Source organism: Bradyrhizobium sp. SZCCHNRI3052, assembly GCF_032484895.1.
In the GTDB taxonomy this organism is placed as follows: domain Bacteria; phylum Pseudomonadota; class Alphaproteobacteria; order Rhizobiales; family Xanthobacteraceae; genus Bradyrhizobium.
The window spans coordinates 22,540-38,931 of record NZ_JAUETW010000019.1 but is presented as its reverse complement, the minus strand read 5'-3'; the positions used below and the strand labels follow the sequence as shown (position 1 = coordinate 38,931).

General features: G+C 59.0%; 5 protein-coding genes. All 5 read right to left on the bottom strand.

The genetic code is table 11. The features are described from left to right. Window positions 1-95: 95 nt before the first annotated feature. Window positions 96-2,765, bottom strand: coding sequence for a helicase-related protein (locus tag QW887_RS32765; RefSeq protein WP_316195993.1), 2,670 nt, complete (start codon window positions 2,763-2,765; stop codon window positions 96-98). Next, window positions 2,762-4,711 (bottom strand): hypothetical protein, encoded by a 1,950-nt coding sequence (locus QW887_RS32760; protein WP_316195991.1) that lies wholly within the window; start codon window positions 4,709-4,711, stop codon window positions 2,762-2,764. Before QW887_RS32760 ends, QW887_RS32765 begins: the two co-directional genes overlap by 4 nt. Continuing rightward, the gene (locus QW887_RS32755; protein ID WP_316195989.1) at window positions 4,708-6,048 is read right to left on the bottom strand and encodes a hypothetical protein; all 1,341 of its coding nucleotides are present in this window, start codon (window positions 6,046-6,048) and stop codon (window positions 4,708-4,710) included. Before QW887_RS32755 ends, QW887_RS32760 begins: the two co-directional genes overlap by 4 nt. A gap of 104 nt (window positions 6,049-6,152) precedes the next feature. Next, entirely contained in the window at window positions 6,153-8,831 is a 2,679-nt protein-coding gene (locus QW887_RS32750; protein WP_316195987.1) for a DEAD/DEAH box helicase, read from the bottom strand. Continuing rightward, window positions 8,828-16,324: a sacsin N-terminal ATP-binding-like domain-containing protein gene (locus QW887_RS32745; RefSeq protein WP_316195985.1), complete on the bottom strand. Its 7,497-nt coding sequence runs from the start codon at window positions 16,322-16,324 to the stop codon at window positions 8,828-8,830. The genes QW887_RS32750 and QW887_RS32745 overlap by 4 nt, the downstream gene beginning before the upstream one ends. Window positions 16,325-16,392: the final 68 nt, after the last annotated feature.

The following is a 16,392-nucleotide window of genomic DNA, read 5'->3' as shown; positions in this document are numbered from 1 at the left end:
CGCGATAGAGTCGAGGGCGAGCTCGAGACGGTGGTCCGCGCCGGCGGTCTCGGTGACTTTTGCTATCGCAGTTGCCAACACGAGATGCGCGTTTACTACTGCGGATCGCCATGCTCTCGTTTCAGAGGCGAAAATTCAGGTCGCGACTGTGCGATTTGTTCAAGGATCATTCGGCCTTCGTCATCTTCGCCCGCTCTCAATCGGGCAGGGATCGCTTCTCCGTGTAGCTGTGCCCGAAGGTCATCCCACCGTTCCTGCAGAACCTTCCAATTGTGCTCGTCGTACGTACCCCTAAAGATCACGGGCCGGATTTCGATACGAGGCAGGTCGGCGCCTGTCTTCCCCTCAGCTATGGCTCGGTTGAGCTCCCTGGCCCAGCGGCAGTTGACCCGGTCGACCCTGCCGATCTGCTGCTCGACCACGCCTGGATTCCACTCGGGGTGCAAGAGAACGACGATCCGGCAGCTTTCGTGCAGGTTCAGGCCTTCGCGCCCGACCAGCGACTGGGTGACAAGGACGCGTGGGAAGCTATTGGACCGGTTGAATGCCAACTGCATCATGCGGCGCGCCTGAGGCTTGGTCTCGCCGTACATCAGGCGGGCGTAGCCTCCCTGACGGTTTGTGTAACCTTCTCCGAGATGCTCTTCCAGGCCCTGCCAAGCATCCCGGGCAGCCTCGTCGTCTAAGTGATCATCATCTGCATCGTCCTGATCGCCTGCGGCGTTCACGAGCGCAATGAAAGCCGACGCAATCTCGGCGTCGGACGCATCGGTGCTGTCGATGTTGGCCGTGATCGCTCGCGCAAGCAGGGTCAGTTGACGATCGTCATCGTCTGGATTGTCGGCCGCTTGTTGCGATTGCAGTTCAACAACACGCAGGATGGCTTCGTATTTCGTGCTGTTGTTTGTCGCTTCCGGGAGTCCTGCGCGAATGCGCGGGATCACGGCGTCGCGCATTTTGGCGCGGAGCTCGGTGTCTCTGCGATAACGTTCGGCGAGCACGTCGTCGAGCGTATCGAGATCGACCGGCGACGATAGTTGGTGATGCGCGGCGAGGACGGCCGGCCACTCGCTGTCGCCGTAAATTCCATTCCGGTCGCCATGTACTTTTCGCTGCGGCCAGGCTTCGCCCTTGCCGACACGCAAGAGCATTTGCCGGGCATTCAACAAGCTGACGAGCGCGCGAAGCGGGCGCGTGAACCGCCCAAAAACAAGCACTTTCTCGCCGATTTCGGTCTGATGTTCGATGTACTTGACCGCAGCGAGGATGGCCGGATGCTCGAAGAGGAGTTCCCGGTCGTTAGGAAAGGCGCGGCGAAGGGTGTCCATCCACCACGCGGTTCGATCCGTAATGGGGGCTTCAGTCTTCGGGTCAAGTTCCGACTGGCTGGCTTCGAACGCGTCCTGCTTCCGATCGTCTTCGGCGTCGTGCAGATTTTCATCGATCACGCTTGCTATGCCATGCCCGTTGCCGATGGTGAGGCGGAGACGTCTGGTCCGGCCGTCGATGGCTGCCCCGGCGGTCAGCGACAGGGCTTCCGCCGCACAGACTGCCTGACGCCATGCCGGGGATAGGCCGTCGAATTCGACCGCTATCTCTTGCTGGCGTCGATAGTCATGAATGGGCAGCCGGCTGACGCACGCGAACCTCAAAACGTCTTCGTCTTCGCGCTTGTCACGCCGGATCAGATAGGGCGATAGAGCGCGCTGGAATTCCCGCGAAGCATCCACGTATTTGCTTCGCAACTCCAGGCTTGCTCTCCAGCCGAGCCGCAAATGGCGGATAGCTTCGGCATAGTGTTCGGTCGCGGTCGTTATGATTTCCATCTGATCCGACCGAACGGCAATGCGTTTGAGCGTCGATCCCCACTGCGCAACATCAAGTTCGATGGGTGTCGCTGTCAGAGCAATGCGGCGGCTTTCATTTCCTTTCAGAACGATATTGTCGAGGACGCGTGAAAGGCCGCTCTCGTCGTCGCGGCTCTTATGAGCTTCGTCAACGATGATCAGATCGAAAACTCCCATTCCGAGGCCGACGACATTTTCCAGCAGCTTGCGCAGCACGTCGTTGCGTCCGTATCGCTGCGGGTCAAGCGGTTCCGGCCAACGCACCTCCAGCAATTCTTGGAGAAGTCGGCGCGCAGGATGGCCGGGGCTGCGGGGTACCGCCTGTGTCATCGACCTCGCAGCGGTTACCACGCGTTGAACCCTGGCCTGATCGGCGTAATCGTTTGCGTCACGATAGAAGCGCGGCAGCCGTCCTTCGGTCAGTTGACGGGCTACTGCGTACACTTCCGGAAGAAGCCACCAGCGCCAGGGATGGGGATTCGATCCAAGCCGCCAGTCCGAAAACCGGTGCGATACCATCACCACGGATTCTCTGAACCACGGCACCATTGTCTTGGTGTCGTCTTCGGCTTCGTCCCAGGCATCGTAGTAGCCTTTCAAGCTGCGAATGACCGGCGGCACGTCGGTTCCGCATGCCCGGAATTCCGCTTGCCACTGGAAGCCGAGGCCTGGCGGGATAAGGACTACGCATCGTCCGCCGCTGCGCGTGACGGCGTTGGCCACATAGGCGGCGATCCGGCTTTTGCCCATGCCAACTTCGTCAGCAACGACAATTCCGTTGCTGGCGATGCGTGCAGCGATAGCTCTGAGACTTGCGCGCTGGCCATCGTTGAGCGGGGCAGCCGAAGGCGGTGACGATGAAGCCATTTCTTCGAGATGGCTTGCGACTTCATCCCATCCTCTAAAAGTGCTCTTCACGGCAGAACTCCGAGCGCGGGTCGGTCGGTGAGTTGCCAGGCCTCGGTCACCCGATGCAGCGCCGTCTCGTAGAGGACACCTTCGGCGGTTTGAATGTCAGTGGCGAAGTGCGGTCGGAAAGACGCCTGGAGAAGAGGGTAAAGCGGGTTCAGCCCGATTGCCCTGAATTCCGTGACAACCGCGCTGTCCTTGGACTGGATCAGGACTTGTTCGAGGCGGTTGCACCATGCGGTCCAGTCGGCTGGATCGACGTTGACCTGCTTGCGAGCAATGTCTTCGACCAGCGTCATCATTCGCCGCACTGGATAGGCGGAAGAGCGCCCCTGCGCGGCGGTCTCACTTGCCGCAACGCCGTCAATCGAGGTCGTCGCATCGCCGCCGGCCAGTTCCTCGTCGTCTGGCGGCATCGGGAAATTGGCAAGTTGTATCCAGGCGTCTTCAAGATCGAGCGACGGAAGATCGGTCGCACAAAAGCGGCCATAGTGATCGATGACGGGTACGTCTGCGCGACGCGGGCCGTCCTCCGCCAACCAGGCAATCGTGACCTGGCGCGGGCGCGCTGAATTCCAGGCCAGGCTGCCATCCGCAAGGCGGTGACAGGCATGGCCGTGAGGACCGAGTATCTCGAACGGGCTTGTCGGCTCGCCTTGCGGAACGAGGATTGATCCGTCGGGAGTTTCTCGCCACAGAAACAGGGCAACCGGCGCCGCCGCGAAGGCGATATCGCGCTCCGGCATGTCGTCGCCGGGCTGCAAGGGCGGAAGCGGGAGGCTCTCGTCATCCCAATGGATGGGCAGCAAATTGGTGACGATGCTTGCAAGCTCGCTATCGCGATCCTTTTCCCATTTCAAACCTTCGGGAGCGAGGATGATGCCGGCTTCCAAGTTTCCGTTGCGACCTGCTTTTTGCTTGAAACCCGGATTGGTGAGATTGCCCGAGCCAAGATAAATCCACGGACTCGAGCAGTTGTTCGAGCCGCTGCGCGAGGTGCAGCTGAACACAAACTTCGCATGGAGGTCCCGTGGCGCGCCGCCAAAATATTCAGGCGCGCGCGCGGGTCGGATGGTCCAGCCTTTGCCTTCAAGAACAGCACGCCCCGTCGCGATCGCTTGGCAGGCCCGTGGATTGACAAACAGGTTTCGATCGGAGCTCGTGGTCAGCAGATCGTGCTGCTTGAGATCAGAGACAATGCTGTCTGGAACATCAGGCGTGCCTGCCTGGGCGCTCTCGTAGTAGCCGGAGCCCAATGCCAGATAGTTCCGGGCCGTCGACCCCGCGTGGTGTTTGATGAGGTCCGGCAGCTGCCGCAGCAGCGACGCTTCGCGACTGTCGAAAAATCGCGTGCGGTATCCCCGGTGGCGCGTACCGAGTTGAGTTGCCCATGCGGCAATCTTCTCGACTGCGCCGGCTGATACGTTGCTCGGATCGATCGCGAGGTCGAGAGGACGGGTGTCGAAGTGTAGGCGAACCCAGGTGAGGAAAGACCAGACAGCGGCAAGGTCGGTTCGGTCCTGCCGGGACGACTCCGACGGTCTGTCCTCGACGTCGGTGCGCCAAGCAAGGTCCAGGCTTTCCTCGAGGGTCTGCCGGGTCCAGTTTCCGGTGGTGACGATGACACGAAGGAGAAACCGGCCGGCGCCCTGGAAGCCGAGAATGGCGACTTTGGCGTGCAGGAGAAGAAACGGCAACGGAGAGGACTTGATCGGCAAATGCAAGACAGCGGGAACTTCGGAGGGCAGAATCTGGGGGGTTCCCGGATCGAGCATCACGGCAAGCATAATCCGGCCTTGATGCTCGCGTTGAGCCTTGGTGAGTCCGGAAAATCGTTCGACAGCATCCTCAAGGAAGCCGGCGTCCGCAGAATAACCGCAGATCCAGCCGAAGACTCCTTGATAGTCATCGGGAGGGTCGAACAGCTGAGCAAGCGAACATGGTTTGAAGTTCATGCCGTTTCCTCGTCAGCAAGTGGGTTGAGGAAGGTACCGAGCCGGTCGTTGAGATCGAGTTCAAACAAATACAGGTTCTGTACCCGCGACGAAATTCCCTCGGGGAGAGGAATGCGGCTCACATTCTCGGTTCCCGGACCCGCGGCATCTTCCTCGGCATCCTCTGCCTGCGGCCGGCCAACGAATGCCGAGCCGGGAACGATATTGTTGTTGCGGAGCTGAAGAACCCGGCGGTCTCGCGTCACTAGGTTGCTGATGATCTGCGCGGGGTCGGCAACGATGCATTCCCGGCAGAAACTGGTTGCTATCCTTGCTTCGGTCGGATCGTCCTCTTCATCCAGAAAACGCTGGGCCGAGTTGCGCAGCTTGCCGAGATGCTTCTGTATCGCGGGAATTTCGGCAGCAGCGCTCGAGGCCATTGCCTGAGCATTTGTCCGGGCGACTGCTATTTCTATTTCGATGAGCAAGTCGATGGCTATATCGCGGGCCTGAAAGAACAGCGCGCCGCGGCGAAGGTCGTTCCAATGATCAACATCGATGGTTGGCGGTCGGGCCTTCCAACGGGCGGGTTTTTCCGGATGAATGGATGCGACCCAGGCAAGGCCATTTTTTCGACGAGCCGCGTCCTGGTTCGCGCCCGCCCCTTCGCAGAGCCTGCTTCGAACAAGATCACGTGCGACGGGTGCTAAGGGTTCGATCGGCGACAAGGCTCGTTGCAAGTCTCGTGTAACCGTTATCGGCGCGGATTCGATCGCCAGGCGGACGAGGCAATCTTCGACGGTCAATCTATATGGCCTGTACTCGCTGGTTGCCGCTTCCACCAGGTCGCGGCCGGACTCGGTGCATCTGAAGCTGTTGAAGCGCGTGCTGCCGGGATGCACAAAGCCGAGATCGACCAGTGCCTCCACCGTCGCCATTCGCATGGGCTGAGTGACGTAAAATCGTGACTGCCGAAGTTTGGCAAACGTCAGGCCGACCTTTCCCGCAAGTTTCTGCACGCCCCGAAGACGGGCGTCTCTTCGCCAGCCGTTGCTCTCAAACGCTCCCCAGCACGCGAGGGCTTCGACGGCGTTGGCCACTTCCAGCGTTTTGACGTTCCGGCTGGTCTGCCGAAGCCGCTCGGCGACAATCACGCCAAGTGTTGCAAGGACCAACTGCTTGGCGAACCAGACACCGCCCAGACCGGGTACGGCCAACTGATTGAATTTTCGCACAGCGGCGCCAAGTCCAAGCGTGCGCGTTCGCCGCGACCCGGCTAGTTGCTCGGGTCCCAATAGGCCCCAGTCCATTTGTAATCCCCCCGCTCCCTGCAGCAGAATGTCGTCGGCAATTTCCACCCGATCATACGACGCGTGTGAATGTAACCAGACCTGAAACGATTCTCGGATCTCGCTTGCGATGATCGCAGACCGTCGAAATTGCACGCCAAGAACATGTTGACCTACTCATCAGGCGCGCCTTGAGGCGCCGAGCCCGCGGCTGCTCCATTTTGCGCATTCCCCGCCGGAAGCAACAGCATTTCAGGGCGAGCGACTGGGCGCGCAAACAATTCGGTGCTCTGCGGCAAATTGCGTTGGAAGTGGTTAGCGAGGCGTAGGGCTGTAGCGGTGGGATTCGTCGCGGCCGGGGCCCCCGCAACAGATGCGCGGCCGGGAGAGATACGATTTAGCAGCTGCAGCAGTTCCCAATCGCGCAGGATCATCGGAGCGATTACGGCATCGCGGATTCCGAAAATCATCCGGCGCACTGAAGCGCCAGTTCCGGTGATGCCATCCTCGACCACCATGATCAAAATGGGAGCGTCGAGGTCCAGAAACGAAGCAACGTGCGTATCCGCCTCCAGTGCTTGTGCCAGCGCAAGATTCACGAGCTGATGGCCAACGCCCAGGATGCGACCAGTTGCGCCTTCGTCTTTAAGCGTTCGGTCGAAGACAAGCCTGCTGTAGTTTTCGGTAACGCTCCAGGATTGTTTGCGCCAACCATCCGGCGCTTTGAACGTGATGCCCTCGGCATCTCGAGTGACGCGACGGCCGTTCGAGCGCAGGGCACCAATAAAGAAGGCCTCCAGGTCCGGCAGATCCACCTGGGGAACGTCCCGGCCGACGCCCTGAAAATCAAATCGGGCTACGTTGCCGTAGAGATCTCGCGCTGTGTCGATCACATCCTTTCCGCCAAGGGTCGCTGTCTTCTGGTTGAACCAGTGCTTCAAGCCGTCGTCGCTGCGCCCTTGGGCGCCAGCGTACAGATCGGTGAAAAGTGCCTCGCCCGCGATACCGATGACAAGATTCGTTATGTCTTCGCTCTCCTCCATGACGTTCGAAAGAGCGGCCTGAATGCGCTGTAACTTCGCATTGAGTAAGTCCCAGATGCGGGATTCGACGGTATCCGGATTGCGAAGTAGGAAGACGGTGACCTCCGCCTTCTGGCCGAAGCGGGAAAGGCGTCCGACCCGCTGGTGGAGCCGCATGGGGTTCCATGGCATGTCTACATGGATAAGGATTGAGCAGCGCTCCTGAAGGTCAATACCTTCACCTCCCGCCTCGGTCGAAATCATGAAGCGGACTTTGCCTGAATTAAAATTGTCCGCTGCGGCGTCACGCGCGATGCTTAGCGCGACGGTCTGCCCAGAGGGGCTGATAACGCCCTCGAGCCGCTCCTCGCCATTAATGAACGAACAGCTGCCGTGCCCGAATCGAGCTTGCAGGGCATTTACCACAAGCGCTTGTGTCGCCTTGTATTCGGTGAACAACAGGACCTGTTCACCGGACGGAAGCTCGTCGTCGAGAAGCTTGACGAGCCGTGTGATTTTCGTCTCTGCCGACACCCGTTTCGCCAACGCGATCAATTCGTCCAGGCGCTCGATCTCGTCTGTGACAAGTTGAACATCGGTCGCGGCAATATCTTCATCCAACAGCTCTGTGTCGCCGTCCGGAAGGTCCTTGAGTGTAGCGGTAGCCCCAGCAACCAGGCTGGATAGTTTATCGCGCCGCTTCGTCAGTGCGCTCCGGATTGCGGCAATAGAGCTCGCGGCAAGCTTCTGTAGCGTGATCAGAACCAACATGCGGGCTGTCTGCTGCCGGCCACTTAGTGCGCCTGCATAAGCCTTGCCGTCGACGATAAATGCGCTAATGGTCTGGTAGAACTCCTCTTCGGCGAGACTGTATCGGTAGTCACGAGTTGAAACCGTGACCGGTTTGAACAGGCGGTCTCCCTTGAGATCGGTGACAGTTGCCTTGTTATTGCGGATAACGGCCTCACGCAAATGCGGCAGTTGCTCTGCGCGGTCCTTCTCGCGATCGAACAAGTCCGGCCGCAATAGCTGCATCAAGCCGAAGAAGCCGTAATCCTTGCCACGATGCGGCGTTCCGGTGAAGAGCAGCAGCGAGTTGATTTGACCTCGTTGTTGCATTTCCGCGAGCAAAGTGTACGCAAGGGTGTCACCTATTCGTTCATCGCAATTGAGATGATGCGCCTCGTCCACGATAACGAGGTCCCACGGCTCTGCTTCAAGAAGACGTTCGCGTTTGTCGCCCTCATGCCGCAAGGTGTGAAAAGAGGCGACCACCGCCGTTGCCGTATCCCAGAAGCTATTGCGGACACCGTCGATAGACGGCGAATAGCGCTGTAGGCGGATGTCAAACATTGCCTTTAGCCGGCCTTGCCATTGCGGCACCAGCTTGGCCGGGGCGAGGACGAGGAGGCGTTTTACCTTGTCACGCGCGATCAGGGGCATCAGAATCAACCCCGCTTCGATCGTCTTGCCTAGGCCAACATCGTCGGCAACCAGCCAACGGAAGGGCCAGGTTCTCGTCACTTGCCGGCAAACCCATAGCTGATGTGGAAGGATCTGAACGCGAGAGCGCGAGAACACGCCCCACTGGTCGTTGATTGATGTGATCGCAAGCGCTTGGGCGCGCAGAAGCGTGGCAGTGGGATCGTCGAGACGCGCAGCAGCCAGTGCGGTGGAAAGGCTCTCGATTGGCGTAAGCGAACTAGCCTCGACGCGCTGCAATTGCCCACCAAAGTCGACCGTGACCAAGTCGTTGCGTTGGTATTCGACGACGCCGGCTCCATGCTGTGGATGGCGTACCGTCGCGCCCGGATTGAATGCGCTGGTCATTCCGCTGCCTCCAACGAATCGTCTTCAGAGTCGTCGCCCTCCCAGCGTCCGACACCCGGAACACCTTGGATGCCACCCAACGCGAGGCATCGCTCCAGCGCCGGCCAATTGCGCTTAAGGGTGACCAACTGGAGCGGTAAATCGAGGTCCTTCTCTAGGTACTCCCTGTGTTTGTCCGGAACACGTGCTTTAATGAACTGCGATACTAAAACGCTCGCATCCATCGACGGTCGGTCCTCAAGCTGAGCGCCAAGCCGCCGGATCACCAACGCACGGAGCCGTCCTGTGGTAGCCCAACTGTAAGACGCCGCAAGTCCGGCTGCACCGTCTTGGTAGATCCCAAGTCGAATACATTCGCGTAGCAGCCAGTTGACGCCAATCCCGAGCGTACGGACGAGCGGAGCCGCGTCGATGCCAGCCTGCTGCCAAATTGGAGAGAAGCTCGGCGTAAACACATCCGAGAGCCGAACCGAACGATGTCTCTCCAGCACGCGTGGGAGAAGCTCGAGAATCCTGGTGTACTCTGGAAGCCAACGCGCGATCGTGTATAGATCCAAGAGGGCGCGACGCCAGCGCCAATGCGTGATATCGGCCAATGTCGAAGCAGACCATGAGTTTAAGCGGGCCAGCCAAATCTCGGGATTTTCGGGTGGCCGTGACTGCGCCAGCTCGGCCCACCAACCCTGCTGCAAACCTTCTTCCACGAATTTCCTGTGCTGTCCGTCCTGAGTGCCTCCAAAATTCTGAAACGCAGCTAACGCGAACAGAGTGAACCACGCCTGTCGATCGTGCCAGCCAGCGAGCTTCTGTCGTTCCCAGGCGGAGGGATAGACCGCACGTTCATACTTCGCAATTTCCTCGATACGATTTTGCTCCCACCACGACCAGATTGCGTCGAGCACCCGCTCTGGCTCAAGCCGCTGCGTTGGAGTGTCGTCAGGCGGCGTAACCAGCTGCGGTTCACGTTCGAAGTTTCGCAGCACCGCACGGAGCTTGTTCTGATCATCTCGGTTCCAGCCGATCGTGAGCGGGCCGTCCGCTATGGTGTCCAGCGGACAGAGCCATGTAGGCGGAGACGCGAGAATACGACGTTGCAGCTGCCCTGTATCGATTTCGATCAAATAGCGCAGGACGGCGACTTGGGTCGATTTCGTGTGCGCGCGCTCGGCCCATGCTTGCATCAACTCTGGCCGAGGTGAATAGCCAGACTCCTGGCGGGCAAGCTCAACAAATTGAAGGGCCTCACCACTATAATCGTCTGAAAGCTTCCGCTCGGGAGGCGCAAACGCCGATCGAAGGACTTCTGCTCTATCGCCGCTTTGAGAGATTGTAAGTTCACTCACTGGACGCCAATCGCCTTTCACATCTTTGAAAAGCGCGACGCTAACTTGCCTCCGCAGGCTGGTGTACTCTGTGGCGAGGGGCTGGTGGACGATGGTGGACTTCGACAGAACAGTGCCTAGCTGCCTCGCGTGCTGCACCTCGACCCTAGATCGCACCGACGCGAACTCACGTTGAAGAATCGCAGTCATAGTAATCGGCTGAAGGCGATCGAACCCAAGCTTACCTAGATCGCGTGCGGTTTCCTCGGAAATGAACTCTCCCGAAGCCGCCATTACCGTCGGCCAGTTTTGAATGGATCCGAGAAGCTCGTTGTCCTTGAGTGCGTCGGCAAGGTAACCTCTTGTTAGAGATGCGCCGGTGAGCTGTTGGAAAGGCGCGCGGAGCCTGGATGGCACGACGGAGGCTCGGGCGGCCAGCGCTGCCAGCCCGCCTCCTTCGGCATGCAACTCGCGAGCGATTTGATCATCCAGGTCGAGGCGAAAGAGACTCCACAACTGCTTCCAGAAGAGGACAGGAGTAGCATCCTCGATCGCCAAGCCGAGAGCGGCGGCAAAGCTGCCCCAATCTGTCGCTGCTGCGGCATGAACGAGAATTAGCTTCTCTCCGAGCGCTTGCCCTAAGCGCCGGAACAAGGTTTCGGAATCTCCGTGGAGTTCGGCGCGACTCGGCGTAAGTGGGAAAGGGCCGTTCAGTAACCAGCCGGAACCGATCTTTTGATCAAGAGGAGCCACGTGCCACAGTCGCGGCGCGCCATCGGGAAAGGACAACGGGCCTGTCTCGTCGAGCTTTACGACGAGAGTGTATCCCTCGCCGAGATCAAATCTCAGCGCCGAGAACGAAGCACTTCCCTCCATTTTAACATAGCGAACGCCGTCGACGCCCCAAATTTCGGAATCGCTGCCAATTCGCTGGGTGAAAGGCCTGGCATCATGCTGAATGTCGATGTGGCGGATAGCCTTTGCGAATAAGGGCAGATAAGGAGCGGCGCCTTGAAAGGTTTCAACGGCCTCACGCCCGCTCAGCCCCTGCCCAGCAGCATATGGAATATCAATGATAGTGGCAGTGGTGTTACGATGGTAGGTTTCCGCCTCCTTGACGCCCTCAGGCCAAGAATGCGGTAATAGGCCTCCAAACGTTCTGAGTGAAATCAGCCCTGATGCGATACCGACCGAATCGGTGAGCCCATGAACGCACTTGAAGCCGAGTCCGAACTTGCCGGTTACGCCATCTTCTGGGCGCTTGTCGGAAAAGTTCAGTACCAGCATGTTTACAAGATCGCGATCGTAACCTCTCGCGTCGCCAAACTGCGCATCCGCACCTCGGTGGTTGATCGGTCGACCCCAATGAACCACACGCAAGTGGCTCACGAATGCTTCCAGACGGAAGCCACGGGCATTCTGTCGATCATCGGCTTGCCAGCTTGCGTCATCAGCATTCTGAAAAAGCTCTAAAATTACACGGCGGCTGTCGTAACCGAGCTCATTGAGTTTAGCGCGGACGAGCTGCAGTAAGGTCCCGCAAGCCGCAGGGCTTGAAGTAATCGAATTCCACAGCGTCTCCTCAGAGGCCTGGCGTTCGTTGTAGCTTGTGCTGAGTGCCAGCCGGCGTCGCTCGGCATCACGGTACTCCTGCAATGCTCGTCCAAGGGCGTCATCCGGCCTTGCCTTCAGCGGCTCAAGTATTGTTGGGAGTCGTTCGCGAAGCATGGCTCTGGTCTGATCCAAAAGGACTTGCGACGTGCGACTGAAGCGATCGAGAAGAGCGTCAACCGCTCGCATCTGTTGGTCGCTAGAAAGCCAAAGGCAATCGCAGCTGATAGAGCGAATGAGCTTCTTTGTTGATGCGATCGCGTGGTGCGAATCGAGTCCGGAACCATCTCGAAGCTGAAGCGAAAACACAGTAAGCGTGCGACCGTCGTCCAGGCGGTGCTTTGCCCCGATCGTATGGCGATTGCCAACAAGAAGTTCGGCGCCGCCAACTGTCGTCGCGGTAAACGGGTTGCCAGCGAGAGATATGGCCTCCACCCGGTCGTCCTTGACCGGGACTACAACGAAGCGTCGTTGTTCGAGCTCAGCTTCAAGACTCACTCGGTGTAGGGACGGGTCGATCTCTTTGTCGATTGTTTGGACCAGGAGATCGGGCATAACCGCCGCGTCCAACGCCCACGTGTTTGCAATCTCCTGCATTCCTGGGAATCGCCCAACAAGCGCCAGATACATAAGCGCTAGTTCGGCTGGAATTCGATTGCGGAAGTGCTCAATGAATTCACGGTGACCTTTCGCTGAAATTTGGTCGAGCTCCTGCGCTCCTGACGGTAACCGCGGGACCGGTGCGTCGAGCATGGTGCGTCGCGGTCCGGCGTCGGGTGACGTCGATCTGTCAAGCTCGGCTTCGGCACGTCGCAGAGGCTCGGCGAGATTGCCCTGTAACAAGCACTCTGCCGCGAGGCCAGCGCCGTCCCGGGCCACCTCGCTGGCAGGTTTCCATGTCCCAGCTATGGTCGGGACGCGAATTTGCCCGAAAACGGCTCGCTTCTTAACAGTGCTGCTGAGGGCGAGGTCGCAAAATGCCCGGTTGTAAATCCTCCTCGCTGCCTCACTCACCCTGCCGAAGTCTTCAGCATGCGTTGCGAGCGTTTCGAGGGTTTCCGCGAGCAGAGACGAGTCGTCGTCAGCAGCTGAGATGAAGACGGTGAGACAGCCCTCGGCCCTGATATGGTCTGCCACTTGCGCTTTGAGGAGCGCGGCTGCAAGTGGCCATCCTGGGAGCGGCAACCGCACATCGGCGCATGCAAGCACTTCGAGGTCACGCTTGGCGGTCTCAGCAGCGCCGGCGGCCTCATAGCGTATAGGAAGTCCGACAAGAGCGGCACAGTCGATCAGCAGCGCGAGTTTATCGAGGGACTCGGTGAGGCTGGGCAGCACCCAAGCGGTTAATCGCGAAAAGGCGAGATGATCGCGCACCGATTTTGAAAGGGCGGCTTGTGGATACCAAGCGAGATCACCAGTTGTCCCGAGGGCGGCATTTGCCGCCTCGCTGATTGGATCGGGCAGGCAGAGGATCTCATCAGGCCGGACGCTCTGGCCTCCGACGCCGAGCCAACCCGTTGAGCGAAGCTTCTCGCGAAGCGATTCGTACAAAGCACCGTCGCGCATCTCAAGGTCGGCGATGGCGTCCAGTATGGCGACGGTCAAACTAGCTGGATTGGGTGCGCCGAGCGCAGCGGCCAATTCGGCTGCTGCATCATGCGGAGAAATCAGATGTTCCTGTCGCTTCCGCGCCTCCGGATCTCTGGAGGAGCGGACACGCCTCATGAACGGTCGCAACAAGACCGGAATTGGCCGTTCGGAGACAAGGCAGACCGTCTCATCGATGGCAACGGCCGAGCCATCCTCAAGCTGATGCATCGGCAGTCGTTTTAGCAAACCATCCGAAACGCTGGATGTGAGCAGCTTGTCCGCCTGTCGCGCCGTAACCTTAGGGACAGGACCTACCGCAAGCGCTCGTTCAAGGCGCGATTCGAGCGCGAGTGCATCGAATTGTTGAAGGCCGATTGCCGTCGACTGAAAGGCCGCGAGCCGATCCGTCAATTCACCGTGTGCAATGTAGGCCGTATGATCGGACGCGAGCAAGTTCTCTGCAAACTCCGCCAACTCGGGATCCTGGCACCGATACACAGTGGCATGCGTTCCGGCTTCTGGGGCTCCAGTCAAGAGTCTACGCATTGCGATGAAATATTGCTCGGAAGATGCCCAGTGCTTGCACAACAACTCCACTAGGCCAACGCGGTCGCTCGCGTCCGCGAACTGCATCGAGTCGTTGACGAAGGCCACGGCTCGCGGCACGTCCAGTGTGCCTTTTCCCTCATCGGGCCCGAGTACGGCTTGCACCAAATCTTTATCGGTTGTCAGGTATAGCTTAAGCGCGGGAAGAGCAGTGAGTACCGGCTTCAGATTGATATTTGTGAGGCCCTGTCGCTGAAACAGCAGGCCGGAGCGACTCAGGTCGGCCAGGTCGCCGAGGGAAAGGATCCGTCGCTCATCGCCGGGCTCCTCCGCGACAGGAAAAACAGCAATATCGCGGAAGGCAGGGCTGGACGCCAGACTTGAAAGCAAGCGACCGCTTGCACGGATTAGCTCTACTGCGGCTCGCGCGGACCTCTCGAGCTGTGCGCCGCGCATCTGCGACTGCAGGGCACCCAACATGGTTGCAAGCGCGCCCTCATCCGGAATTACCGATCGGTGCGATTCCTGCAGCCACGCTTGCTTCACCGGGAGCGGCTCTTGGCCGGTGCTCGCAAGTATACGCAAAACGTCAGCGCTCGCTGCCGATTCGGAGAGGCCGACGACGAGCCGGTCCGGGACGTGACAAAGAATCCCCGCAATTGTGTCAGCTTCAGCGAATGTGCCTTCGCCAGACATCGCTCGCCTCAACTTGCCGCAAAGCGTACGTCCAATCTTTTCGCCAGGAATCGCAGGGCAGACTCCGTCTAGGAACGTGTGGAGAGCCTCGGCAAGGGCTCTATTCTTGAAGACAGTCGGAGACATGAAGTCCAGGAGATCGGCAATTTCAGAAGGTTCCCAGCCGGGTTCCTTTTCTCCCAGACACGTTACCGTTCCGGGATTCGCGCTAACCAGCGCCAAATTCCGGTCGCGTGCGAACGAGATCAGTTCCGGGAACAACCGCGATAGCGTTTCAGGACGTGATAACAGTAGGGCGGGAAGGGGTCGCAGTCCGGTTTCACTCGGAAGGGCACGCCACAAGAGGCGCTCTCCTTCCCAAACCTCGCCAAGCTGTTGTTTGCTGGCGATTGCGGCTCGGTGCTGCGAAAACCAAAGGTCATGAGCAAGCGCGCTGACGACACGGGTGAGTTCAGATTCGTCAAGAATGCCGTTCTGAAGCGCGTCAACTAGCAGGCTTGGCAAAAGCGGCAGTGTGACTCGGTCGCGCACCATCTGATTCCACTCGATGCAGGTCTCGGCGTAAGCGGAGGCAGACATCCCGCCTGAATTTGCAAATCCCTCGATTTGCCGACGCCCCGAATCGACAAAGAAATAGCCATGGAGGAAGAGGTACAGATCGATCGGTCTCCCGCCCGGATTGCTAATCGGGATTGTGACCTGAGCTTCTTCGCCTGTCGGAAGGAATACTCCCCAGTGAATTAGAATTCGGGATTCAGTCTGGTCGTGCCGCACCAGAAAAGCGGCGCCATGGGGCTCCGCCTTTTCCGGAACTAGCTTGTTGTTGAGTGTCCAGGTCTGCGGCCAGCCCTGGCGGGTCTTGATTTCTCGAAAAGCAATGTCGTGGGACAGCGCTTGGCGGGCGCAAAATATCGACGAAAAACTCCTCAGTCGCTCGTCGATGCGCACAGTACCCGCAAATGCAGCACGGTTCGGGATCGATCCCGCATCCTCCGGAGAAAGCCGTGCTAGGTTTGGCCCTTGACGGTTGAGCGATAGCAATGCGCCACCATCGTCCCAAATAGTTACTTGCTGGAGATGCCTGGCTGCAGACAAAACGGTAGCCAGCATCGGCTTATGCATGATCTCCGCAAGCAAATCTTGTTGTTCGAACATCCACTCGTCGAACCGTCCGGCAGGCAGCACGATGTCTTCGCGCCTGAGGGGAAGCCAAAGTGCGAGGTGCGGGCCTGCGAAGACCATCGGGTCGATGTAGCGCCTAAGGTGACCGGCCACTTCACTCAGGTTCTCCCAAATGTCCGTCTGGGGTCGCGTTTCCTCGAGGCCGTAGAAGGGGTTTACGATGAAAGGTTCGAAGCGTGAGGAATACCCGAACGGCGCCACGATGAAGGCGTCGCATACGTGGAACACTGCTTTTTGGCCAAGGCCGAAACGGCCCGCCGATCCAGCATCTTCCGCCTTGCTTGTCGCGGATAGCGTTCGAATCCCGCGTTCATTCTCGACGCTAAAGCTGCCATTGTTGACGATGAGGAGGGCCGGCCCCCTTAGTAGGGGATTTGCTGTATCTTGTTGACCAGAGCACAGCTTGAGCGCCATCGTGTGCGCACCTGCGTCGTCCGCATTTTGGATGAGCTCCTTTATGATCGACAGACGCGTCCGGTAACGATCCCGCAGATTGCGCTGAATTTCGATGATCTGCGTTCTCGGGTCATCAAAATAGGCGGGCATATGAACTCCGAAGTCCTAGCGCGTAGCTTCACGCTTGGCCGACGTAATTAATCGTACGGGGTGTCAAA